Here is a 21622-nt window from a genome sequence, read left to right as displayed (position 1 = left end):
ATGGCACGCGAGCAGGCGACATCCTTCGGCGCAGAAGCACTCAAGTACGAAGTCGGACGACCCGACTATCCGTTCGAGGCAGTCGCGTGGATGCTGGAACCGATGCCGGACGGTTCACGCCGGATCGCCGACGTGGGTGCGGGCACGGGCAAGCTGACGCGAGTGCTCGCGAAGGCCTCGGACGTCGAGATCGTCGCGATCGATCCCGACCCCGCGATGCTCGCGACCCTGCGGGACGCGGTCCCCGGCGTGCCGACTTTCGCCGGGACGGCCGAGCAGCTGCCGCTGCCGGATGCAAGCGTCGACGCTGTCGTGCTGGGTCAGGCCTGGCATTGGGTGGACCCGATCGTTGCATCGGCCGAGATCGGGCGCGTCGTGCGCAGCGGTGGGGTGCTCGGGCTGATCTGGAACATCCGCGATGAACGGGAGGCGTGGGTGCGCCGACTGACCGAGATCATGCACAGCAGTCCTGCGGAGAACATGGTGAACGGTCCGGATGGGCCTCGAGTCGCAGAGCCGTTCGGCGAGGCCGAGTCGAGGCGCTGGGAGTGGAACCGTCCGATGAACAGGATGGAACTGCACCACATGGCGTTCTCGCGCAGCTACCTCATCACCGCATCCGACGAGGAGCGTGCACAGATCAAGCAGGAGATGGACGAGTTCTTCGACGAGCTCGGTCTCGGCGACGGCACGATCGACATGCCCTACGTGACGACGGCGTTCCGCGCGTTGCGGGGCTGACGTCGGGCGGCCGTGGCGTCGCTGCATCCCCAGATCAGGAGGATGTCCCCAGATCAGGAGCATTCAGCCGCAGACGTCCTGATCTCGGGTCGTCGTCCTGATCTCGGGATGCCGCGTCCGCTCTCCGCAGCTTCCGCCCGGCCTTGACGGCCACGGCAGGTAGACTCGTACCCCGTGGCTCTCACTATCGGAATCGTCGGCCTGCCCAATGTCGGCAAGTCCACCCTCTTCAACGCACTCACCAAGAACGATGTGCTCGCGGCGAACTACCCGTTCGCGACGATCGAGCCGAACATCGGCGTGGTGAACCTGCCAGACCCGCGTCTCGACAAGCTGGCCGAGATCTTCGGCAGCGAGCGGATCCTGCCGGCGGCCGTGTCGTTCGTCGACATCGCGGGCATCGTCCGCGGTGCGAGCGAGGGGGAGGGGCTGGGGAACAAGTTCCTCGCGAACATCCGTGAAGCGGATGCCATCGCCCAGGTCGTGCGCGGCTTCGCCGACGATGACGTCGTGCACGTCGACGGTGCGGTGAACCCGGCATCCGACATGGAGACCATCAACGCCGAGCTCATGCTCGCCGACCTCGAGACCGTGGAGAAGGCGATCTCCCGGTACGAGAAGGAAGTCCGCGGCAAGAAGATCGAGCCGGTCGTGCTCGAGACCGCGATCGCGGCGAAGGATGCTCTCGAGCGCGGCGTGCTGCTGTCGGTCGCCGGCATCGACCTGACGCCGATCCGCGAGCTGGGTCTGCTCACCGCCAAGCCCGTCATCTTCGTCTTCAACGTCGATGAGGCAGTGCTGACGGATGCCGATCGCAAGGCGCAGCTCGCCGAACTGGTGGCTCCGGCCAAGGCGATCTTCCTCGATGCGAAGATCGAGTCCGAGTTGATCGACCTCGACCCCGAGGACGCCGCCGAGCTGCTCGCGTCGACCGGTCAGGACGAGTCCGGTCTCGACCAGCTCGCCCGCATCGGCTTCGACACTCTCGGGCTGCAGACGTACCTGACCGCCGGCCCGAAAGAGGCTCGCGCCTGGACGATCGGTAAGGGCTGGAAGGCGCCGCAGGCCGCTGGTGTCATCCACACCGACTTCGAGAAGGGCTTCATCAAGGCGGAGATCGTCTCGTTCGATGACCTCGTCGAGACCGGCTCCGTGATCGAGGCCCGTTCCAAGGGCAAGGCCCGCCTCGAGGGCAAGGACTACGTCATGCAGGACGGCGACGTGGTGGAGTTCCGCTTCAATAACTGACTGCATTCCGCTCCAGCGGTGATCACGCGCGGGAGCACTGCGGAGATCCGTTCAGACGGAGCGACGCTCGGCGCGGAGCGCGATGGTGATTCCTGCGTCGATGCCGAACAGCGCGCACATCGCGAAGGCGCTGATTCGGCGGCCGTTCCGGGCGTACTCGCGCGCGAACACGAGGTGAAGCAGGCTTCGTACCGCAACAGCACACCACCGCCAACGCGTTGTCCGGCCGGCGATGATGGCGATACCAAGGCTGAGGTCCACTGCTCCGAGCGTCCGCCGGCCATTGACGCTGGTGTCGGCAAGCCCGAGCCATCGCCCCGCCATGTACGGCGTGAAGGCCAGGAGGCCCCCGAGGACTGCCGAGACCACTCCAACGGCGTCGGCGGCGACGGTGATGAAAGTGGTCTTGGGTACGTGCATCGGCAGAAACCTACCATCGGTGTCGTGGCAGGGGTCCGAAGTCGCAACGCTCCACCTCTGCCGGCGTTCATCTGCAAACATGTCACCATGTCCAGCACAACCACGCTCACGGCGACCCTCGCTGCTCTCTTTCTTGCCGCGACCGCTCTCGCCGGGTGCGCCGCCACGGCACCGCAAGCGGACCCGTCACCGACGTCGACCGTCAGCGCCACACGAACTCCGGACTACCTGACCGCGCTGCCTGCATGGGCGCTTGAGTCCACACCGTGGCTCGTCTATCCGGAAGGCTTCAAGTGCTGGGGCACTGAGGGGTGCGGGAACGACTACCGTGCGTTCTTCGGCAACCCCGGCCCAGTCTTGCCCGACGGCGTCGAGTACTACGATCCGGCGATCCACAGTTGGGTCAAGCCGGCGGACCAGTAGCCAAACGCCCAACTCTGACTCACGGCTCGGCATTCTCAGATGTCGAGCACACCAGCGGTGAAAGAGCGCTCGACCCAAGCCACGAGCTGGACCCCGCGCTGAGGGCCTAATTCGAGGACGAGGGAGAATAGGTCCGTGCGCGAGGTCGTCTTCACCCGTTCGAATTGGATGCCATCCGTGGTGACGGTCGATGGCGTCCTCCGGCTTGTGGTGGTCGGCGGGGCCGACGCCCTCCACGGGCCCCGGGAGTTCACCGTCCCGATCAGCGAGGAGTGCGGGGGAGTCCTGCGGGACAGTCTGGCCCGGCACTTACTGCTCCACAGCGCGCTGCTCCCGCTCTGCGATGCCGCCGGCATACGCCGACCGTGGGATGAGGGGGCGGCCGCCGCGCTGTTGGTCCCTGTCCTGCTCGGGACGCACGACGAGGTCGACGCACTCTTCGCGCGGATCCGCTGGAACCGTCGTCTCCTCCTCGCCCACGGCGCGAGTCTGTCGCTGCTCGACCAGGGAAGGGTCGTCGAGGCGACGATGTCGGCCAAGGAGCGCGCGGACTGGTCGCGGGTCCCGCGCTAGCCACCCGTGTGCCGTCCGAATCTCCTGAGTGCGGATGTCCGAGCCCGGTGGCAGGATGGGCGCATGCCCGAGTCTCCGGAGGTGCAGGCGCTCGTCGAGTTCCTCGACGAGCGGATCCAAGACCATGTCATCGCGGGGTTGGACGTCGCCGAGTTCCGCATCGTGAAGACGCGCGATCGTCCGCCCGCCTCCGTCGTCGGTGCCCGGATCAGAGGAATGCGGCGTTTCGGCAAGCACGTCGGATTCGACACGACTGCGGGCTGGCTGATGATCGGATTCGGCCGCAACGGCTGGATCCGGTGGCAGCCCGAAAGTGACCCGGCGGACGAGCAGCCGGTACCGGAGGTCGCCAGGATCACGCTCGAGAGTGGTGCCGTGATGCGCCTCGTCGACACAGGCGACTTCCTCGCCGTCACAGCGTCGGTCGTGGATGCCCCCACCGACGTCGCCGGCATCGCCGCACTCGGACCGGACCCGCTTTCACCGAACTTCTCGCGCGAAGACTTCGAGCGCGGCCTCGGCGCCCGGCGGAAGCAGATCAAGGCCCTGCTGCAGGAGCAGGCGTCGCTCGCCGGAATCGGCAACGCCTACTCCGACGAGATCCTGCATCGGGCGCGGCTTCCGCACACCGTGCACGCCGCAGCACTCGACGCAGAGGCGAGGGAGCGACTGTTCCACGCCGTCATCGACATCCTGCGGGCCGCAGTCGCGGACCGTCTCGGGCTGCCGCCCGACCGCCTGAAACAGGCGAAGGTCGAGGCGATGGTTGTGCACGGACGCGGCGGGGAAGCATGTCCTGTATGCGGCACGACGATCCTCGACCACGTCGTCGGAGGAGCATCCGCACAACTGTGCCCGCACTGCCAGCCCGAACTCACAGTCGGCTGACGAGGCGCCCGTGACAGACTGAGTTCCATGGCGCTGGATGGTGAGCTCGACCGGATCTTCGCGGCCCGAGACCGGAACAATATGCAGCCGACCATCGATGCGCTGCTTCCGCTCTACGCGTCTGATCCCGAGAATGCGCGGGTGCTCTACGAAGTCGGCGGGGCGTACGACACCGATGGCCAAGAAGAAGTCGCACGGGGATTCTACGAGCGGGCTCTCGCTGCCGGGCTGGAAGGCGATCTGCTCCGTCGTTGCTATGTCCAGTACGGCTCGACTCTGAGGAACGTGGGCGAGTACGAGAAGTCGCGGGAGATCTTCGCGATGGCCCGCACCAGATTTCCGGACTCGCCCTCCCTGGGCGCGTTCGAAGCGATCACGCTCCACGCCGCAGGCGAACCGGACGAAGCCATCGCAACCCTGCTCGACCTGCTGGTGGAATTCGTCGGCACGCCGGACATCGATCGGTACAAGCCGGCGATCAGCGGGAACGCGGCTCACATCCGTTCACTGAACGGAACTGAATCCGACGCGTCCGCCTAGTCCGCACGTTCAGGTCTTCGACGGGCCGGCTACCTAATCAGCGGAGCAGGATCAACATGAGCGCCGCACCCGACACGGACGGCCGGAACGCCCTCACAGACCGGGCGACTACGCTTGATTTCGGCTTGTTCTCGCCCAGAACCCTCGCGCAAGGAGTACCACGACGATGACCGACACCCAGATCTTCGAGCCGGACGGCCGAGCGATTCCTTTCGTCGATGAAGGCGATGGTCCGGTCAAGCTGGTACTGATCCAGGAGCGCGGCCTTGCTGCGGACATCCTGGGTGTCGTCTCGCATTACCTCGCCGAGGAAGCGGGCTTCCATGTGCTGCGCATCGGCCACCGCGCCGACGCATCGGCCGCCTCGGTCGAGGAGAGCGTCGAAGACGCGATCGCAGTGATCGATCACGTCGGCCTCCACGACACCTGGATCGGCGGGCACGGATTCGGCGGTACCGTGGCGCGCGCTGCCGTCGCGGCGCATGCCGACCGTGCAAACGGACTGCTGCTGCTCGGCGTCGAAGAAGCGGATATCCCGGTGGCCCCGGTCATCCCGGTTCTCATCATTCAGGGAACGGATGACGTGGTCACGCCGCCGGCGAACGGCGAGCGCCTGCAGGCCACCGTGCCCGAGCGCGCGAGCATCAAGACCGTCGTCGGAGACCACCTGTTCCCGATGACCGACCCGATCGAGACCGCGGTCCTCATCGAGGAATACCTCGACTGGGACTGACCTCGGCGGCTCAGCGCCCCTGCCGTGTCTTGTACGGCTTGGGCTGACCCTTCACAGCCGGTGTACGGCCTTTTCCTTTGGAAGCCTTGGCCTTGCCGCCCGCCGGAGCGACCGTTTTCGGGGCGGGCGCCGGCGCGTCCGCGATCCGATCCCGGGCCTCGGGGAGCAGGAGGGTGCCGGCCTTCGTCAGCCGGGTTTCGCCAGTGCGGGTGAAGAGTGGATGCCCGACTTCTTCTTCGAGCTTCTCGATCGAGGAGTACAGAGCGGCCAGAGAGATGTCGAGGGATTCTGCCGCACGGGGGAAGTGCAGCTTCTCGGCGACGGCGACGAAATGCCGAAGTTGGATGAGTTTCACGGGGAGCAGTCCTTTCCCGCACGAATCGCGGCCGATCTTCAGCGTACGCGCCTTCGATCGGTATCGTCGGCGACACCATCGACGCCCCGTGTGCAGCCATCACCCATCACCGATCAGACCTGGCCAGAATTATCGGGTGCGCTCTGCGTCGCATCGCGGAAGCTTGAGTCTGAAAGGAGGACCACATGATCGGCACGCTCAACGCTCTGGTCGACCTCGTCGAGCAGAGCACCGCTGAAGAGATCGACGTCGCCGCCTTCGCCCGTGAACACGCGACGACCGAGTATCACCTGCGCCGGATGTTCTCGGCGTTGGCTCAGATGCCGCTGTCGGAATATGTGCGCCGGCGGCGGATGACTCTCGCCGGTGCCGACCTCGCGGCCGGCGCCCCCGACCTGCTCGAGGTCGCGGTGCGCTACGGCTACGGGTCGGTCGAGGCGTTCGGGCGGGCATTCCGGGCCGTGCACAGCACTGCCCCGGCCCACGTGCGTCGACATGGTGGTCCGCTCAGCACACAACCCACGCTCAGATTCCGTCTGAGCGTCGAAGGGAGTACACCGATGGATGTCACCATCGCCAACCGACCCGAGCTCGTCTTGGTCGGTCATGCCGCGCAGGTTCCCCTCATCCACGAGGGCGTCAACCCGCATATTCAGAATCACATCGCCGCCATCGCGCCGGAAGAACATGCGCGACTCAAGGCGCTCAACGACATCGACCCTGCTGGCATCCTGGCCGTGACCGCCGGGATCGATCCGGACGCACCGGAAGGATCGATGCTCACGTACCTCCACGGGGTCGCGCTCGATGCGCACACCACGCCGCCCGCCGACCTCGACGTCATCCGACTCGAGGCGGGCGCCTGGGCGGTGTTCGCATCGAGCGGTCCGTTCCCGGAGACGCTGCAGCGGCTCTGGGCGGCGACCGCGACCGAGTGGTTCCCCTCCAATCCCTGGCGCCTGCGCCCGGGGCCCTCGATCGTGCGCTATCTCGACTTCACCGCGACGCACGCCACCTGCGAACTCTGGCTGCCGGTGGAGAGGTCCTGAGGAGCGGCGACGCGCACAGCGTACACAACAGCGGCGTACGCTGTGCGTGTTGCCGACCGAAGGATCCGCCGTGTCTGACCACAACGCGCACATACCCGGCCCGGACGAGCCATCCATCCCGGAACTCGAACTCGACGAGACCATCGCGCCGCGACCGGAAGAAGAGATCGCCGATGCCCTCAGGGCGAAACCCGACTTCGAAGATCACAGCGGGCATCCCGGCTGACCTCTTCCGCGCCGCGGGCGGGGGATGCGCCGTGGACCAGATGCCGTTGCATGAGGGTTTCAGGCGAGAGGGAACCCCGGTAGCCACGCGACTGCGAGATACGAGACGAGTGGCGCCAGCAGCAGCGCGATGAGGCCCGCCACGGCGAAAGGCCGAAGAGCTCTGGGTCTGCAAGCCGCCAGAACGACCGTCGAGATGTACACCACCAGTACGACGGCGGTCGTGATGACGGCCGTCCCCATACGGTCGGCGGCGAAGCAATTGCGCGGAGCGGGGTCAATCGCGGGGCACACGAGCGGTCCCCAGGGCACAGCGGCGAACCAGATGAGCGCGATCGTCCCGACAGCGAACAGCGTGGAGGTGATGACGAGCGCCGACCGCACGCGGCCGGTGCCGAATCGCGGACCCGTCTCGCTCGTGATGGTCATGAGTGAAGCGTATGAGTCTCTCGATGATCAGTCGAGGCTCGGTTCTGCGTCAATCCACGGGGACAGTCGCCACCGGCGCAATTCGCGAGCCCGTACCGATGACAGGATTGCTTCATGACCGCAACACTCGTGGCGCAGGGCCTGGCTGGTGGGTACGGCCATCGCACCCTCTTCGATTCGCTTGATCTGACCATCGCGCCGGGCGACGTCGTCGGAGTCGTCGGAGCGAACGGCGCTGGAAAGTCGACGCTGCTCCGGTTGCTCGCCGGCATCGATGAACCGCAGGCCGGCACGATCGCGCTGGCTCCGGCCGATGCCTTCGTCGGGTGGCTGCCCCAGGAGCATGAACGCGTCGTCGGCGAGACGGTGGCGGACTACATCGCCCGGCGCACGGGATGCGCCGAAGCAACCAGGGAGATGGATGCGTCCGCCGCGGCGCTCGGCGACCCGTCGCTGGCCGCCCCCGGCGTCGACCCCGCGGACGCCTACTCGAACGCGCTCGATCGCTGGCTGGCCAGCGGCGCGGCCGACCTCGATGAACGCATCCCTGCAGTCCTCGCCGATCTGGGACTCGTGCTCGGCGGCACGGACGCCGGGGAGATCCTGATGACTTCGCTCTCGGGCGGCCAGGCTGCTCGCGTCGGACTGGCCGCGCTCCTGCTCTCCCGCTTCGACATCGTGCTGCTGGATGAGCCCACCAACGACCTCGACCTCGATGGTCTCGAGCGGCTGGAAGCCTTCGTGAGGGGACTCCGTGGCGGCGCGGCGCTGGTCAGCCACGACCGCGAGTTCCTCGCTCGCTGTGTGACGCGGGTGCTGGAGCTCGACCTGGCGCAGGGCTCGAACCGTGTATTCGGCGGCGGATACGACTCCTACCTGGAAGAGCGTGCGACGGTTCGCCGTCACCAGCGCGAGAAGTACGACGAGTTCGCCGAGAAGAAGGCCGACCTCGTCTCACGAGCCAGGACGCAGCGGGAATGGTCCAGTCAGGGCGTGCGCAATGCGATGAAGAAAGCGCCGGACAACGACAAGATCAGGCGCAAGGCCTCGACCGAGTCCAGCGAGAAGCAGGCGCAGAAGGTGCGTCAGATGGAGAGCCGGATCGCTCGGCTCGATGAGGTCGAGGAACCGCGCAAGGAGTGGCAGCTCGAATTCACCATCGCTGCTGCGCCTCGCTCGAGTTCCGTCGTCTCGACGCTCAGCTCCGCCGTCTTCCGGCAGGGTTCGTTCGCCCTCGGCCCCGTGTCGCTGCAGGTGAACGCGGGGGAGCGCATCGGCATCACCGGTCCCAATGGCGCGGGCAAGTCGACGCTCCTCCGGGCGCTGCTCGGGCAGCAGCATCCGGATGAGGGAACTGCGAGCCTCGGGGCGAGCGTGCAGATCGGCGAAATCGATCAGGCGCGCTCGCAGCTTTCCGGGTCTCTTCCGCTCGCTGCAGCCTTCGAAGGGCTCGTCCCCGAGATGGCGACCGGCGAGGTGCGCACGCTGCTGGCCAAATTCGGACTCAGGGCCGATCACGTGAATCGTCCGGTCGACGAGCTGTCGCCGGGGGAACGCACGCGTGCGGGACTCGCCCTGCTGCAGACACGCGGCACGAACCTCCTGGTGCTGGACGAGCCGACGAACCACCTCGACCTCGCAGCCATCGAACAGCTCGAGCAGGCGCTCGAGCCCTACGAGGGCACACTGCTGCTGGTCACCCACGACCGGCGGATGCTCGCCACGGTGCAGACCGATCGTCGGTGGCACGTCGACGCCGGGCAGGTCACGGAGATCTGAGACCGGCCGCGTGCGTGCCGATTCGCGGATTCTGGCGGCTGGGCACTCGCTGATCGGTAGAGTTTGCACCACGGATTGGGACGAGGTGCCGTGGACGTCATCGCGCTGACTCTGATCGTTGCCGCCGCGTTCGGCACGATCGCACATCTGCTGCGCGTTCCGGCTCTGGTGGGATTCCTCGCCGCAGGTTTCGTGCTCGGCGCGGCGCAGGTCGCACCCTTCGTCGGACTCGATCGGATCGCCGAAATCGGCGTGACCCTGCTGCTGTTCACGATCGGTCTGAAGTTCGACATCCGTGCCCTGCTCCGCCCTGAGGCGTACGGAACCACGGCCATCCACATGCTGCTCAGCGTGCTCGTCGGCGCGGGAACCGTGGGCCTCGCCAGCGTGATCGGGTTCACTTCGGTGGACGGCTGGCGGACTCTGGTGCTGGTCGGCTTCGCTCTGTCTTTCTCATCGACCGTGCTGTGCGTCAAGGTGCTCGAGGATCGCTCCGACGACGGATCTCTCTATGGGCAGACGGCCATCGCGATCCTGGTCATTCAGGATCTCGCGGCGGTTGTGTTCATCACGGGGAACGCGGATGATCCGCCTGGTCCCTGGGCGTTCGCGCTGGTGCTCGTGTTCCCCCTGGCATGGCTGATGCGGAGGCTGCTGACGTTCATCGGACACGGAGAGCTTCTGGTGCTCTTCGGCGTGGTGATGGCGCTCGGGCCGGGCTACTTCGCGTTCGAGGCAGTCGGGATCAAGGGCGATCTGGGCGCGCTGGTGATGGGGCTGTTGTTCGCCACGCATCCTCGCGCCATCGAGATGTCGAAGGCACTGTTCAGCGTGAAGGAACTGTTCCTGATCGGTTTCTTCCTCCTGATCGGCATGGGGGCGTCGCCGACCTGGGCGGATGCCGGACTCGCACTCGTCCTGTGCATCGTGCTGCTGCCGCTCACCTTCATCGGGTATGTCTGGCTGGGTCGCCTCTTCGGACTGCGTAATCGGACCGCCATCAGAACCGGTCTCGTGCTCAGCAACTTCTCCGAGTTCTCGATCATCGTCGCCGCATTCGGTGTCTCGTCGGCGCTGCTGACGGAACGCTGGCTGACGGTCGTCGCGATCGCGGTCGCGCTCAGCATGGTGGTCTCGTCGGTCGCCAACGCCCACGGTCTGCGCCTCATCACGGCGCTGACGTGGTTGCCTGCTCAGCAGATCTCGAAGCTTCGGCCGTCCGATCGCCCGATCGACACCAGCGGCTCCGACGTCGTCGTACTGGGCATGGGCCGCGTCGGTCGGGCCGCCTACGAGCGGCTCGCGGAGGAGGGCGGATTGCGCGTGCTGGGCATCGACAACGATCACGCCGTGATCACCCGGCTGGAGGCCGAGGGCCTTCACGTGCTCGAGGGAGACGCGACGGACCTGGAGTTCTGGAGCCGCCTCGTCTCCGGCGGGTTCGTCAAGACCGTCGTGCTGGCGATGGCTTTCCACGGGTCGAACACGTTCGCGCTCGACCGCCTCCATGAAGCAGGCTTCGACGGCCGCGTGGTCGCGGTCGCGCAGCATCCCGATCAAGTCGAAGCCCTGGCGGCCAAGGGCGTGCACGGGGTGCTCAACATCTATGCCGGCGCCGGGCACACGTTGGCGGGCCTCGCGATGGACGTCTGATCGGCGGGTGATCTCATCCGTCGTCCTTCTTGTTGTCCTTCTCGGCCTCGCGCTCGGCCTTCTCCTTCGCCCGTTCGGCCTCCTCTGCGGCTTTCTCAGCCTGCTTGTCCTGATCGTCGTCAGTGTGGCCTGTCGGCGCGTCGCCGCCAGGATCGGAGGCCGGAGCCGGGCGTTCAAGGATGCTGCCGGTGAGTCGTGACGGTGCGGTCATCGACCCCGCTCCGATTGCTCCCGTCCACACCCCGACCAGGATGCACAGCGCCGCGACGACCGCCGAACCGATCACGATCATCGGCGCAGACCGATGGCGAGGGCTCTTCGCGCGGTGGTCAGGCGAGGAGTGTTCGGTCCCAGACCCACCGGCGGGAAGCAGGCGGGTGCGTTCGAGCGAAAACGCAACAGTCTCCTCACCGTCGGACGAGACCGCCGCGGCGGACCCAGGCCGGACCGGTTCGGGCAGTCCGGCGGTGCTCTCGGCCACTTCGCGTGCGGACGGGCGCGCAGCGGGGTCTGGCGCTGTCATCCTCGTGAGCAGGTCGGTCCAGTGCGGACCTATCCATTCGGGAATCCGGGGTGGTTCGACAAGACGTGCCATCACCGCACCGACGCCCATCGCCTTCGGGAACGCCCGCTCACCGGTGAGCGCTTCAAGGAGTACCAACCCCAGTCCGTAGATGTCTCCAGGAGGCGACGCCGCTTCGCCGCGTACTTGCTCCGGAGAGAGGTAGGCCGCGGTGCCGACGACGGTTCCCGGTGATGTCACACGGGTGCCATCCATCAGGAGTGCGATGCCGAAATCTGCGAGTTTCGGCTGGAATGTCGCGCCGGGCAGCACCCCCGGGGCGAGCAGAACGTTTGCCGGCTTGATGTCTCGGTGCACGATCCCTGCGGTGTGCACCAGATGCAGCGCCGATGCCAGGTCTCGCGCGAGGCTGGCGACCTCAGCAGGGGCCAAGGGGCCGTCGTGCAGACGGCGGGCGAGCGTGGGACCGTCGACGAACTCCATCACGAGGTAGCTCGACTGCCCCGGAATGACTTTCGCGTCGAAGAGCGCGACCAAAGAGGGGTGCGTGAGCGAGGCGAGAAGCGCGATCTCGTTCTGGACACGTGCCGGAGCAACCAGCGTGTCCGCATCGGCGTGGATCATTTTCACGGCGACGGTGCGTCCGAGCAGCAGGTCTTCAGCTCGGTACACCCGTGCGGCACCGCCCTGTCCGATGAGCTCACCCAGCTGGTAACGCCCGTCGAGCAACGCAGCCGTCGGAGTCTCTTCGGCTGTTGTCATCTTCGTCCTCTCGGATGGCGCAGCAGAACTGCGGGGCCTTCAGACCCTAGTGCCTGACGACGGACTATGCCCGAGGGTTGACCCTGACGCGGATACCTGCAAGCCGCGTCATTGCGGATATCATCCGGGCATGAACACCCACTCCGCCCGCTCACAAGTTCGCCTCCGAATGATCGTATCGATCCTCGGCGGGGCAGCAGTGGGGATCGGCACCTCGTTCCTGCTGGGGCCAGCAGCGGGGATCCTTGCCGGATGGGGCGCCTTCGCCCTGGTCAGCGTTCTCTGGGTACTCTTCCTGGTCTGGCCCATGGGCCCGACCGAGACGCACGAGCACGCGACGGTCGAGGCGCCCGGCCGCAAGGCGGCTTGGCTGATCTCGATCATCGGCAGCCTGGTGAGCCTCGCGGCCGTCCTCAGCGTGATCATCCAGGCCCAGCACGCTCCAGGCATCGAGGAGTACGTCCTGGCCGGCATCGCGGTCGTGAGTGTCGCGAGCTCCTGGTTGCTGATCCAGGTCGATTACGTGCTGCGCTACGCGCGGATGTACTACAGCGACCCGCAGGGCGGCATCGACTTCAACCAGGACGAGCCGCCGCAGTACACGGACTTCCTCTACTTCTCGCTCGGGCTCGGCATGACCTATCAGGTCGCCGATACCAATGTCACGACCAACGTCGTTCGTCGCGTCGTGATCGCGCAGACCGCACTCGCTTACCTCTTCGGCACGGTCATCCTCGCCACGATCATCAACCTGGTGACCGGCTTGGGCTGAACACTGATCGCGCAGCACGCAGACGCAGGGATGCCGCGACCCGATCGGGTCGCGGCATCCCTTTTCTTCGGTCAGACCGTCTGCGAGAGCACAGCGAACGAGATGGCGCCGGCATCGTCGACGCCGGCATCGAGCACCTTGTCATCCAGGGCAGCAGCCGCGGCGTCTTCGAGGAAGAGGCGGGTGCCGGAGATCTCGACGACCTGATCGTCGGGTTCCGGGTGAGGCGTGACGACCACGGCGAGGCGGGCACCGCCATCCGGTGCTCCGGTCGCAGTCGAATGGATGCGGAGCCCTGCTTCAGCGGTGTCGCTCTGACGGCTGACGAGGGTGGTGACGATGGCGGTGGCGTTGTCGGTGAGGGTGAGCACTGGTCTCTCCTTACGATTGCGGACACGACGCGGTCGCGACATGTCCGGGCCACGATTCCCCACCTCCTGGACGGATACAACCTGAAACGCCGGATTCGGAGGGACCTCACATGTGGCGCCGGCACACGTCGTCGGCACCTTCGGGGACGACGCAGATTCTGTCAAGCCCCTCGGTTCGGGCTCTCGCACCGGATAGCTTCCGGGGCAGGAGGAAACCACCATGGCTGAAAGCACGAAGACCACGAAGACCACGAAGAGCACCACCTCGGCGGAGAGCGCTTCGTCGAAAGGATCGAAGACCACACGGCGCCAGAACGCGGAGAAGAGGTTCACCGCGTCAGCGGAACTCGCTGCGAACCTTCAGATCGTTCTCGTCGATCTGCTGGAACTCGCGCTGCAGGGTAAGCAGGCGCACTGGAATGTGGTGGGTCGCAATTTCCGCGACATGCATCGGCAGCTCGACGAGATCATCGCGGATGCTCGCGCGTTCAGTGACACCGTCGCAGAACGGATGCGCGCGCTCCACGCGGTTCCAGACGGGCGCAGCGACACGATCGCATCGACCACGACGCTCCCGGAGTTTCCGGCGGGCGAGGTGTCCACAGCGGACACCGTCGACCTCATCACCGCGCGCCTCGAGACCACTGTGGCGACGATGCGCGCGGTGCATGATGCGGTGGACGAGGAGGACCCGACCTCCGCGGATATCCTGCACGCCGTCATCGAACGCCTGGAGCAGTTCGCATGGATGGTGAGCGCGGAGAACCGGACGCCGGCGAAGCGCTGAGGTCGGGGCGGGTGACAGGCATGCGATATCAGGGCTTGAGATCGTGCGCACCCAGCGTCCGGCGGACGAGCCGGGGCAGTGCCACCCAGAGCCCGAGTACGCCGACGATCGCCGCGACCAGGGCGATGACGCCGGCCGTGCGGTTGACGGCGAAGTCGATGATGAGCGTGGTGACCCCGATGGTCAGCGCTCCGATCACGACGAGATCGATCTTCACGATGCGCGCGGCGACGCGCACCAGCTCGGGCTTGCGCTGCCGGCCGAACAATGCGCGATGCATGCCGACAGGTGCAAGGGCGAGGATTGTCGCGACGGCAGCCAGCGCCACAAGGACGACGTACAGATCCCTCTGCAACTCGTCCATATCGGTGAATCTCGGCTGGAACGCCACGGCGAGCAGGAATCCGGTGAGAATCTGCGTACCGGTCTGCATGACGCGCAGCTCCTGGAGCAGGTCGTCCCAGTTGCGGTCCGCCCGCTCGTTCGGTGTCTCGTCTCGTCCGTCGGGGCGATCATCTCGCCGGGGATCCTGCGGCGCTGTGCGGTCGGAGGTCATGACCTCAGTGTCGTGCGCGTCCGCCATCGATGTCCAGGGGCTTGCCGCCCCGCGTAGAAAGGAATCAGAATGACTCTTCCCCCGATTCATGAGTGGTGGCCGCGGCTTTCCATCGAGGCGCGGCATGAGATGATCGCCAGCGGTTCGCTCCGCCTCGACGAGACGGTGCGAGAGGAGATCAGGACGATCACCGGTGCGGTGGTCGGCGCTGAGGAAGTACTCTCCGATCAGGACCTCGACTATGCGCGCACGCAGATGGAGGCGGTGGACTGACGACTCGCTCGTCAGGCTGGAGTACCGCCGGCCAGTGCGCGGGCGATCGCAGGATCCAGGCCCGGCACATCGTCGACGGGCACGGCGAGTGCGAGAAGCGCACGACTGAAGTAATTCCGGACGGCGGCCGCCAACGTGATGTCGACGATCTGCCGGTCCGAGTACCCGGCGTCGCGGAGCGCCTGGGTGTCGGCATCCGTCATCGAGTTCGCGTCCGAGGACAGTTTCGCGGCGTATCGGATGACGGCCTGCTCTGGTGCCGTGAAGGCGCTGTCGTCGTTGTCGGCGAACGCCGCCAGCCCGGCCTCATCCACAACGTCGGCGCGCAGCGACTTGCGGCCGTGCGCGAGCAGGCAATGGGTGGAGCCGATCTCCCGCGCGGCGCCGAGTGTGGCGGCCTCGTACACGCGCAGTCCGATGGACGGCACGACCGCGCGGATGAGGTTCTCGAAGGCGGCATGCGCTTCGGGATTCATCGCCATCGCCTGGGTATGGCCGAACACGAACCCGTCGGCGGACATGTCGCTCGCGTACATGTCGGCAACATGCCCTTGAGCCGTCGCCGCAGGCGGGGGAGTGATGATCATGGGTGCTCCTTCGCGTCCGGTGCGCGGGGCTGCGTGAACCGAACGCAACCCCAGGCGCCACCCGGGAAGACTACGCCGCGCAGGCCAGCGAGGGAAGGCCCTCAGCGCGGTCGAACGGCCCTACCTCCGTGACGCAGGCGTAGCATCGAGGGATGATGAATTCGAAGGAGAACTCGGCAGAGCCGCAGACGCCGCTTCTGCCGCTGCCCGATGGGCTGAACCTTCTCCCGGGCGACGGCACTGCCGGCTACTGCGCAGACGGCGTCTGCCACATCCCCGCGGGACACATCGCTGCGCAGAAAGCGGAGTAGCGGCAGACGCCGTCGGCGTCGATCAGTGGCCTGTGTGCGACGGCTCTTCGTCGTGCTCGGCCGGCTTGCGGATGAAGAACGCCCCGACCACGGTGGCGGTCGCGATCACCGCACCGACCAGGAACGCGATCTGCGAACCCGCAGCGACGGCCTCCGGCACCTCCGTGCCACCGTTCGCGTTCACGACCAGCGTGAACAGCGCCACCATCACGGCGATGCCGGCTGCTCCCGCGACCTGCTGAACGGTGCCGATGACGGCGCTGCCGTAGGAGTAGAACTTCGGCGTGAGCGATGCGAGCGACGCCGTGAACAGCGGTGTGAACGACAGTGCGAGTCCGACGGACAGCAGGGTCTGTGCGACGACCACCACCCAGACGGACGTGTCGACGGTGAGCGTCGTGTAGAACCACAGGGTGCCGGCGGCGAGGATCGAGCCGGGGATGAGCAGGATGCGCGTGCCGCGCGCGTCGTAGATGCGGCCGATCGTCGGGCCGAGCAGTCCCATCGCGAGCGCACCCGGAAGTACGGCGAGTCCCGCATCGACGGCGGGGAGGCCGAGAGCGTCTTGCAGGAACAGCGGTACGACCGTGATCGTGCCGAAGAACGCCAGCGAGAGCAGGAACATCTGCGCCATCGCCAGGGAGAACGCCCGAGACGAGAACACCCGCAGATCGAGCAGAGCGTCGTCGACCCGCTGCAGGATGATCTGGCGCCAGAGGAACAGCCCGAGGCCGACCACGCCGACCGTCAGCGCGATGATCAAGGGGGCGGCCGATGCCGCTCCGCCACCGGCGAGCGCGCCGATCTGGCTGAGTCCGTAGACGATTCCGCCGAAGCCGAACGCGGACAGGATGATCGAGGGAATGTCGAGCGGTGCCTGCGTGGTCTCGCCGACGTCGGTCAGCCAGCGCCACCCGACGAACATCGCTACGAGGGCGATCGGCAGCACGACGACGAAGATCGAACGCCAGCCGAAGTGATCCAGCAGGAAGCCGGACATCGTGGGGCCGAGTGCCGGTGCGAGAGAGATGACCGTGCTCACGCGACCCATCATGCGCCCGCGAGCAGCCTGCGGGACGAGGTTCATCATCGTGGTCATCAGCAGCGGCATCATCAGCGCGGTGCCGCTCGCCTGCACCACACGGGCGGCCAGCAGCATCTCGAAGCCGAATGCGAGTGCGGCGAGCAACGTGCCGAGCGAGAAGAGGGCGAGTGCAGCGAGGAACACCTGCCGCGTCGTGAAGCGCCGCAGCAGGAATCCGGTGGTGGGGATGATGACGGCCATGGTGAGCATGAATGCGCTCGTCACCCATTGCGCGGCCAGGGGCGAGATGCCGAGGTCGTCGATGAGATGGGGGATGGCCATCCCCATCGTGGTCTCGTTGAGGATCGCCACGAAGGCGGCGGTCAGCAGCACCCAGATGACGCGCATGTCCTTGCGCGGAATCAGCTCCCCCTTCGCCGGGGGAGTCGTCGTGATCGAGCCGGTATCGACGGCAGCCATGCGGCCTCCTGGGGGTGTGGTGGGGATTGTGCACGAATGCGCGGGAACCATTCAGCGTAACGACGCCCTCGGACATTTCATTCCGGAAGCCCTAGAATCCGCCGAGAGCGGATTCGGTGAGCATCCGTGTCGGCACACCTGGCTACGCTGAAGCACATGAGCATGGGTGGCGGGATGGGTGGCCGCGGTGGCTTCCACGGTGTGGACGAGGCCGCGCAGCGGCGGCTCAACGCCCAGGCGCCGCGCATCCGCGCACTGGGCGCCCGGGTGATCGAGCTGTTCCGCCCTTACCGTGGGCGCATCCTGATCACCGGACTCCTCGTGATCGTCGGAGCGGCCATCGCCGTCGTTCCTCCGCTCATCGTGCAGCGAATCTTCGACGATGCGCTGTTCCCGCTGGACGGCGGGAATCCGCAGATCGCGCTGCTCATCCGCCTCGTCCTCGCGATGATCGGTCTGTTCCTGCTCTCCGCGGTGCTCGGCGTCGCGCAGACGTGGTTGACGTCGACGGTGGGCAACAGCGTCACCGGCGATCTTCGCGTGCGCCTGTTCGAGCATCTGCAGGCGATGGAGCTCGGCTTCTTCACCCGCACCAAGACGGGTGTCATCCAATCCCGCCTGCAGAACGACGTCGGCGGCGTCTCCGGGGTGCTGACGAACACCGTCACCAGCATCCTCGGCAACGTCGTCACCGTCATCGCCTCGCTCGTCGCGATGATTCTGATCGACTGGCGTCTGACGCTCATCGCGGTCGTGCTGATGCCGTTCCTCGTGATCGTGCAGCGCCGCGTCGGGCAGGTGCGCGCGCGGATCGCCGGCGAGACGCAGGAGTCGCTGTCGGAGCTCACCTCGATCACGCAGGAGACGCTGAGCGTCTCGGGGATGCTGCTGTCGAAGGCGTTCAACCGGCAGCGCACCGAGTCGGCGCGGTATCAGGCCGAGAACCGCAATCAGGTGAAGCTCCAGGTGCGCCGAGCGATGAGCGGGCAGGGCTTCTTCGCGGTCGTGCAGGTGCTGATGGCGTCCGTCCCCGCCGTGATCTACCTCGTCTCGGGCTATCTGATCACTGGCGGCACCGACGCGATCACGGCCGGAACCGTCGTCGCCTTCACCACCGTTCAGGCCCGGTTGCTGATGCCGCTGATGGGGCTGATGCGCGTCTCGCTCGATCTGCAGACATCGTCGGCGCTGTTCGCGCGGATCTTCGAGTATCTCGACATGGTCCCCGAGATCCAGGACGCGCCGGACGCGATCTCGGCCACGAACGCGCCAGGCCCGCGCGGCCGCATCGAGTTCGCAGACGTGGTCTTCCGCTACCCGGATGCGTCAGCCGAGGCTCGTCCGACGCTGCAGGGCGTTTCGTTCGTCGCCGAGCCGGGGCAGCACGTCGCATTCGTCGGGCCATCCGGCGCGGGCAAGACCACCGTGCTGTACCTCGCTCCGCGTCTGTACGAGGCGCACGGGGGAGCGGTGTTGTTCGCCGGTGCCGACGTGCGCCGGTTGACGCAGGAATCGATCATCGACGACGTCGGGATCGTTTCACAGGAGACGTACCTCTTCCACGCCACGATCCGCGAGAACCTCCTCTATGCGAAGCCGGATGCGAGCGAGGAAGAACTGATCGCCGCATGCACGGCGGCGAACATCCACCACATCATCGCCGGATTCGAGCGCGGCTACGACACGGTGGTCGGCGAGCGCGGGTACCGGTTGTCGGGCGGCGAGAAGCAGCGCATCGCGATCGCCCGGGTGCTGCTGAAGGATCCGCCGGTGCTGCTGCTCGACGAGGCGACATCGGCATTGGACACCGTGTCGGAGCGCGTCGTGCAGGAGGCGTTCGATGAGGCGGCGCGCGGGCGGACCACGCTGTCGATCGCGCACCGGCTGTCCACAGTGATGGGCGCCGACGTCATCCACGTGCTCGAGGCCGGGCTGATTGTCGAGTCCGGCACCCATGCCGAGCTGCTCGCGCTGGGCGGCTTGTACGCCGAGCTCGCAGCGGAACAGGTCGCGGCTTCGCGGGTGCTCGAGACCGAGACCGCGGTCGAGGAGGCCGTATCGGGCGGCGTCGGCGCTGCGCTCACCGAGCGGCGTGCGGACCGCGCTCCTGAGAACTCGGCAGGTGCGGATGCGGTGGCGGCACTGACGTCGCCGGTGCCGCTCCTCGATGTGCCGCGTGCCGACGAACGGGTGCATCCGGTCGACAGCTGACCCCCGGGGGTGTCAGTGCACCGAGAGGTTCAGTGCACCGAGAGGGTCAGTGCACCGAGAGACCGCCGTCGACGAACAATGAGTGGCCGGTGACGTAGGCGGATCCTGCGCCCGCGAGGAAGACGGATGCTCCAGCGAAATCGCTCGGCAGGCCGTTGCGGCCGATCATCGTGCGTGCGGCGAGGGCGCTGACCTTCTCCGGATCCTCCTGCAGCCGCGCGTTCAGCGGCGTGAGTACGAATCCGGGGACCAGCGAGTTGCTCGTCACACCGGTACCGCCCCATGCCTCCGCCTCCGAACGCATCAATGATTCGACCGCACCCTTCGAGACGCCGTACACACCGCTGCCGACGAAGGCGCGGTGGGCCTGCTGCGAGGTGATGTGGATGAGGCGCCCGTATCCGCGTGCCGCCATCCCCGGGGCGTATCGCTGCCCGAGCAGGAAAGGTGCCAGGGCGTTCACCGTCATCGTCGCATCCCAGTCGGCTTCGGAGATCTCCGGGTACGGCGGGCGGATGTTGATGCCGGCAGAGTTCACCAGGATGTCGGGTTCGCCGAACGGGTGGACGGCCTGCTCGGCGACCGCCCGGATGCCGACCCGACTGCTGAGATCACCGATGATGCCGGCCGCGCGGCATCCCGCGTCGACCAGTTCACGTACGGTCTCGTCGACGCGATCAGCGCCGCGGGCCACGATCACGGTGGCGGCGCCGGCCTTGGCCAGGGCGGTGGCGATGCCACGGCCGATGCCGGAGCTGCCGCCGGTGACGATCGCGGTGCGGCCGGCGAGGCCGAAGAGGTCGTTGAGGTAGGCGTTCATGCGGCTCCTGAGGCTTTCACCAGGCGATGGCGGCGGCGAAGTTCGGATCAGGGACCGCGGCGGCGAACTCGGGTAGCTCCTGCAACTCTCCGATGAAGGATGCGACCTCCGCCGAATAGGCGGGGTCGGGGTGCGTCTCGGCGATCGCCAGCAGGGGAGGCATGTCCATCGCGAGGATGAGTTCGAGCCGCACAGTCACGGCCGCCTGCGCTTCCGCTTCGCGCAGCACGCGGATGCCGCTGCGGAGGCCGTGGAGATAGTCGCGGAGCACGGGCAGTTGGGCCTTGCTCTGCGTCAGCGAGCCGCCGTCGGCGCGGAACCGCCAGTGCACCAGGACGTCGGGGACGACGTCGAAGGCCCGAGCCCTGGTGTTCATCAGCTGGGCGACGACCTGATCCTCGTACGCGACGTTCTCCGGGAACCGGAGGCCGGTCCACAGGTCGGTGCGGCTGATCTTCGACCAGGCGACGATGTTCGTTGACGCGTGCGGGTGGGCTGTCAGCGTTGTGGCCAGACGCTCGGGGCGGGTCGCCGCCGCCACCCAGGGCTGCAGGCGGCCGGGGACGTAGGTCTCTCCCTGCAGCCGCGTGCGCACATAGGCTCCGGCGGCGAAGTCGCTCCCCGTCGAGGCGAGAGTGCCGGTGAGGCGCTCGAGCGCGGTCGGCATGAACTCGTCGTCGGCGTCGAGATAGCCCAGCAGGGGAGTGTCGACGAGGTCGATGCCGACGTTGCGGGCGGCTCCGAGCCCTCGCGAGGCGTCGTGCCGGATCACCCGGAAGCGCGGGTCGCGGGCTGCGGCATCGGTGAAGATCGCTCCCGTGTCATCGACCGATCCATCGTCGATCAGGATCGCCTGCCAGCGCGCCTCGGTCTGCGCTCGCAGCGAATCGAGGGCGGCAGGGGCGAAGGCGGCGATATCGCGCCCGGGAACGATGATCGTCACGATCGGGGCGGCGGCTGTAGTCACCAGCCGAGTCTATGACCGTCCTCGGGCCGAGGCCCCGTGCGGGCCTGCCTGTGACTCCCCGTCAGCCATAACTCCGGAGAATCCACGTGTGCGCGCGGGTCTGACCGCGGAAATACGCGGAC

26 protein-coding genes are annotated in these 21622 nt (G+C 66.9%); 16 read left to right on the top strand and 10 right to left on the bottom strand.

Features of this window, described 5'->3' with window-relative positions:
• Together MRBLWO13_RS17760 and ychF are read left to right on the top strand one after the other, a co-directional pair.
• The gene (locus MRBLWO13_RS17760) at nt 1–741 is read left to right on the top strand and encodes a class I SAM-dependent methyltransferase (RefSeq protein WP_341975417.1); all 741 of its coding nucleotides are present in this window, start codon (nt 1–3) and stop codon (nt 739–741) included.
• 174 nt (nt 742–915) lie between these two features.
• A complete protein-coding gene (gene ychF / locus MRBLWO13_RS17755) occupies nt 916–1989 on the top strand; it encodes a redox-regulated ATPase YchF (protein ID WP_341975416.1) in 1074 nt (357 codons plus the stop codon).
• 51 nt (nt 1990–2040) lie between these two features.
• On the opposite strand, the gene MRBLWO13_RS17750 is transcribed toward ychF, so the two are convergent.
• Entirely contained in the window at nt 2041–2409 is a 369-nt protein-coding gene (locus tag MRBLWO13_RS17750; protein ID WP_341975415.1) for a hypothetical protein, read from the bottom strand.
• Between the two features lie 87 nt (nt 2410–2496).
• Between MRBLWO13_RS17750 and MRBLWO13_RS17745 the strand changes: the two genes are divergently transcribed.
• From MRBLWO13_RS17745 to MRBLWO13_RS17725, 5 genes are all read left to right on the top strand, one after another.
• A complete protein-coding gene (locus MRBLWO13_RS17745; protein WP_341975414.1) occupies nt 2497–2832 on the top strand; it encodes a hypothetical protein in 336 nt (111 codons plus the stop codon).
• Nucleotides 2833–2967: 135 nt separating this feature from the next.
• Nucleotides 2968–3405 carry a DUF6357 family protein gene (locus MRBLWO13_RS17740; protein ID WP_341975413.1) on the top strand — a complete coding sequence of 146 codons (438 nt, stop codon included), beginning with the start codon at nt 2968–2970 and terminating at the stop codon, nt 3403–3405.
• Nucleotides 3406–3468: 63 nt separating this feature from the next.
• Nucleotides 3469–4293, top strand: coding sequence for a DNA-formamidopyrimidine glycosylase family protein (locus MRBLWO13_RS17735; protein ID WP_341975412.1), 825 nt, complete (start codon nt 3469–3471; stop codon nt 4291–4293).
• A gap of 27 nt (nt 4294–4320) precedes the next feature.
• Entirely contained in the window at nt 4321–4833 is a 513-nt protein-coding gene (locus MRBLWO13_RS17730; protein WP_341975411.1) for a tetratricopeptide repeat protein, read from the top strand.
• Between the two features lie 166 nt (nt 4834–4999).
• Nucleotides 5000–5566 carry an alpha/beta hydrolase gene (locus MRBLWO13_RS17725; protein WP_341975410.1) on the top strand — a complete coding sequence of 189 codons (567 nt, stop codon included), beginning with the start codon at nt 5000–5002 and terminating at the stop codon, nt 5564–5566.
• Between the two features lie 10 nt (nt 5567–5576).
• On the opposite strand, the gene MRBLWO13_RS17720 is transcribed toward MRBLWO13_RS17725, so the two are convergent.
• On the bottom strand, nt 5577–5921 hold the full coding sequence (locus MRBLWO13_RS17720; RefSeq protein WP_341975409.1) for a LysR family transcriptional regulator: 345 nt from the start codon (nt 5919–5921) through the stop codon (nt 5577–5579).
• A 185-nt stretch (nt 5922–6106) separates the two neighbouring features.
• Between MRBLWO13_RS17720 and MRBLWO13_RS17715 the strand changes: the two genes are divergently transcribed.
• Entirely contained in the window at nt 6107–6970 is an 864-nt protein-coding gene (locus MRBLWO13_RS17715; RefSeq protein ID WP_341975408.1) for an AraC family transcriptional regulator, read from the top strand.
• A gap of 70 nt (nt 6971–7040) precedes the next feature.
• On the top strand, nt 7041–7196 hold the full coding sequence (locus MRBLWO13_RS17710; RefSeq protein ID WP_341975407.1) for a hypothetical protein: 156 nt from the start codon (nt 7041–7043) through the stop codon (nt 7194–7196).
• 59 nt (nt 7197–7255) lie between these two features.
• On the opposite strand, the gene MRBLWO13_RS17705 is transcribed toward MRBLWO13_RS17710, so the two are convergent.
• A complete protein-coding gene (locus MRBLWO13_RS17705) occupies nt 7256–7624 on the bottom strand; it encodes a hypothetical protein (protein WP_341975406.1) in 369 nt (122 codons plus the stop codon).
• A gap of 114 nt (nt 7625–7738) precedes the next feature.
• Here MRBLWO13_RS17705 and MRBLWO13_RS17700 point away from each other — a divergent pair, with 114 nt between their 5' ends.
• Nucleotides 7739–9403, top strand: coding sequence for an ABC-F family ATP-binding cassette domain-containing protein (locus MRBLWO13_RS17700; protein WP_341975405.1), 1665 nt, complete (start codon nt 7739–7741; stop codon nt 9401–9403).
• A 90-nt stretch (nt 9404–9493) separates the two neighbouring features.
• A complete protein-coding gene (locus tag MRBLWO13_RS17695) occupies nt 9494–11056 on the top strand; it encodes a cation:proton antiporter family protein (protein ID WP_341975404.1) in 1563 nt (520 codons plus the stop codon).
• A 13-nt stretch (nt 11057–11069) separates the two neighbouring features.
• On the opposite strand, the gene MRBLWO13_RS17690 is transcribed toward MRBLWO13_RS17695, so the two are convergent.
• On the bottom strand, nt 11070–12341 hold the full coding sequence (locus MRBLWO13_RS17690) for a serine/threonine-protein kinase (RefSeq protein ID WP_341975403.1): 1272 nt from the start codon (nt 12339–12341) through the stop codon (nt 11070–11072).
• 130 nt (nt 12342–12471) lie between these two features.
• On the opposite strand from MRBLWO13_RS17690, the gene MRBLWO13_RS17685 reads away from it, so the two are divergent.
• Nucleotides 12472–13113 carry a DUF1345 domain-containing protein gene (locus tag MRBLWO13_RS17685; protein ID WP_341975402.1) on the top strand — a complete coding sequence of 214 codons (642 nt, stop codon included), beginning with the start codon at nt 12472–12474 and terminating at the stop codon, nt 13111–13113.
• Nucleotides 13114–13184: 71 nt separating this feature from the next.
• On the opposite strand, the gene MRBLWO13_RS17680 is transcribed toward MRBLWO13_RS17685, so the two are convergent.
• Nucleotides 13185–13484: a Fe-S cluster assembly protein HesB gene (locus tag MRBLWO13_RS17680; protein ID WP_341975400.1), complete on the bottom strand. Its 300-nt coding sequence runs from the start codon at nt 13482–13484 to the stop codon at nt 13185–13187.
• A 220-nt stretch (nt 13485–13704) separates the two neighbouring features.
• Between MRBLWO13_RS17680 and MRBLWO13_RS17675 the strand changes: the two genes are divergently transcribed.
• A complete protein-coding gene (locus MRBLWO13_RS17675; RefSeq protein WP_341975399.1) occupies nt 13705–14271 on the top strand; it encodes a DNA starvation/stationary phase protection protein in 567 nt (188 codons plus the stop codon).
• A 28-nt stretch (nt 14272–14299) separates the two neighbouring features.
• Here the strand turns inward: MRBLWO13_RS17675 and MRBLWO13_RS17670 are convergent, their stop codons facing one another.
• On the bottom strand, nt 14300–14827 hold the full coding sequence (locus tag MRBLWO13_RS17670) for a DUF6328 family protein (RefSeq protein WP_341975398.1): 528 nt from the start codon (nt 14825–14827) through the stop codon (nt 14300–14302).
• Between the two features lie 69 nt (nt 14828–14896).
• On the opposite strand from MRBLWO13_RS17670, the gene MRBLWO13_RS17665 reads away from it, so the two are divergent.
• Entirely contained in the window at nt 14897–15100 is a 204-nt protein-coding gene (locus MRBLWO13_RS17665; protein ID WP_341975397.1) for a hypothetical protein, read from the top strand.
• Between the two features lie 11 nt (nt 15101–15111).
• On the opposite strand, the gene MRBLWO13_RS17660 is transcribed toward MRBLWO13_RS17665, so the two are convergent.
• Entirely contained in the window at nt 15112–15687 is a 576-nt protein-coding gene (locus tag MRBLWO13_RS17660; protein WP_341975396.1) for a carboxymuconolactone decarboxylase family protein, read from the bottom strand.
• Between the two features lie 152 nt (nt 15688–15839).
• Between MRBLWO13_RS17660 and MRBLWO13_RS17655 the strand changes: the two genes are divergently transcribed.
• On the top strand, nt 15840–15998 hold the full coding sequence (locus tag MRBLWO13_RS17655; protein WP_341975394.1) for a hypothetical protein: 159 nt from the start codon (nt 15840–15842) through the stop codon (nt 15996–15998).
• A 22-nt stretch (nt 15999–16020) separates the two neighbouring features.
• Here the strand turns inward: MRBLWO13_RS17655 and MRBLWO13_RS17650 are convergent, their stop codons facing one another.
• On the bottom strand, nt 16021–17502 hold the full coding sequence (locus MRBLWO13_RS17650) for a DHA2 family efflux MFS transporter permease subunit (protein WP_341975393.1): 1482 nt from the start codon (nt 17500–17502) through the stop codon (nt 16021–16023).
• 162 nt (nt 17503–17664) lie between these two features.
• On the opposite strand from MRBLWO13_RS17650, the gene MRBLWO13_RS17645 reads away from it, so the two are divergent.
• Nucleotides 17665–19713 (top strand): ABC transporter ATP-binding protein, encoded by a 2049-nt coding sequence (locus MRBLWO13_RS17645; RefSeq protein WP_341978473.1) that lies wholly within the window; start codon nt 17665–17667, stop codon nt 19711–19713.
• Nucleotides 19714–19759: 46 nt separating this feature from the next.
• Here the strand turns inward: MRBLWO13_RS17645 and MRBLWO13_RS17640 are convergent, their stop codons facing one another.
• Both MRBLWO13_RS17640 and MRBLWO13_RS17635 read right to left on the bottom strand, forming a co-directional pair.
• Nucleotides 19760–20533, bottom strand: a complete 774-nt coding sequence (locus tag MRBLWO13_RS17640) for an SDR family oxidoreductase (RefSeq protein WP_341975392.1) — start codon at nt 20531–20533, stop codon at nt 19760–19762.
• Nucleotides 20534–20549: 16 nt separating this feature from the next.
• Complete coding sequence (locus MRBLWO13_RS17635; RefSeq protein ID WP_341975391.1) at nt 20550–21500, bottom strand: glycosyltransferase family 2 protein; 951 nt, start codon at nt 21498–21500, stop codon at nt 20550–20552.
• Between the last annotated feature and the right edge of the window lie 122 nt (nt 21501–21622).

The organism is Microbacterium sp. LWO13-1.2 (assembly GCF_038397725.1).
In the GTDB taxonomy this organism is placed as follows: domain Bacteria; phylum Actinomycetota; class Actinomycetes; order Actinomycetales; family Microbacteriaceae; genus Microbacterium.
The sequence above is the reverse complement of the archived record's forward strand: the minus strand, read 5'-3'. Positions and strand labels throughout refer to the sequence as shown.

Bases quoted from the DNA above. Each gene is read 5' to 3' on its own strand.
- MRBLWO13_RS17670 (WP_341975398.1), bottom strand. From the start codon at position 14,827: ATGACCTCCGACCGCACAGCGCCGCAGGATCCCCGGCGAGATGATCGC.
- MRBLWO13_RS17745 (WP_341975414.1), top strand. From the start codon at position 2,497: ATGTCCAGCACAACCACGCTCACGGCGACCCTCGCTGCTCTCTTTCTT.
- MRBLWO13_RS17735 (WP_341975412.1), top strand. From the start codon at position 3,469: ATGCCCGAGTCTCCGGAGGTGCAGGCGCTCGTCGAGTTCCTCGACGAG.
- MRBLWO13_RS17685 (WP_341975402.1), top strand. From the start codon at position 12,472: ATGAACACCCACTCCGCCCGCTCACAAGTTCGCCTCCGAATGATCGTA.
- MRBLWO13_RS17725 (WP_341975410.1), top strand. From the start codon at position 5,000: ATGACCGACACCCAGATCTTCGAGCCGGACGGCCGAGCGATTCCTTTC.
- MRBLWO13_RS17665 (WP_341975397.1), top strand. From the start codon at position 14,897: ATGACTCTTCCCCCGATTCATGAGTGGTGGCCGCGGCTTTCCATCGAG.
- MRBLWO13_RS17655 (WP_341975394.1), top strand. From the start codon at position 15,840: ATGATGAATTCGAAGGAGAACTCGGCAGAGCCGCAGACGCCGCTTCTG.
- MRBLWO13_RS17690 (WP_341975403.1), bottom strand. From the start codon at position 12,341: ATGACAACAGCCGAAGAGACTCCGACGGCTGCGTTGCTCGACGGGCGT.
- MRBLWO13_RS17760 (WP_341975417.1), top strand. From the start codon at position 1: ATGGCACGCGAGCAGGCGACATCCTTCGGCGCAGAAGCACTCAAGTAC.
- MRBLWO13_RS17730 (WP_341975411.1), top strand. From the start codon at position 4,321: ATGGCGCTGGATGGTGAGCTCGACCGGATCTTCGCGGCCCGAGACCGG.
- MRBLWO13_RS17645 (WP_341978473.1), top strand. From the start codon at position 17,665: ATGGGTGGCGGGATGGGTGGCCGCGGTGGCTTCCACGGTGTGGACGAG.
- MRBLWO13_RS17650 (WP_341975393.1), bottom strand. From the start codon at position 17,502: ATGGCTGCCGTCGATACCGGCTCGATCACGACGACTCCCCCGGCGAAG.
- MRBLWO13_RS17750 (WP_341975415.1), bottom strand. From the start codon at position 2,409: ATGCACGTACCCAAGACCACTTTCATCACCGTCGCCGCCGACGCCGTT.
- MRBLWO13_RS17715 (WP_341975408.1), top strand. From the start codon at position 6,107: ATGATCGGCACGCTCAACGCTCTGGTCGACCTCGTCGAGCAGAGCACC.
- MRBLWO13_RS17640 (WP_341975392.1), bottom strand. From the start codon at position 20,533: ATGAACGCCTACCTCAACGACCTCTTCGGCCTCGCCGGCCGCACCGCG.
- MRBLWO13_RS17705 (WP_341975406.1), bottom strand. From the start codon at position 7,624: ATGACCATCACGAGCGAGACGGGTCCGCGATTCGGCACCGGCCGCGTG.
- MRBLWO13_RS17700 (WP_341975405.1), top strand. From the start codon at position 7,739: ATGACCGCAACACTCGTGGCGCAGGGCCTGGCTGGTGGGTACGGCCAT.
- MRBLWO13_RS17675 (WP_341975399.1), top strand. From the start codon at position 13,705: ATGGCTGAAAGCACGAAGACCACGAAGACCACGAAGAGCACCACCTCG.
- MRBLWO13_RS17660 (WP_341975396.1), bottom strand. From the start codon at position 15,687: ATGATCATCACTCCCCCGCCTGCGGCGACGGCTCAAGGGCATGTTGCC.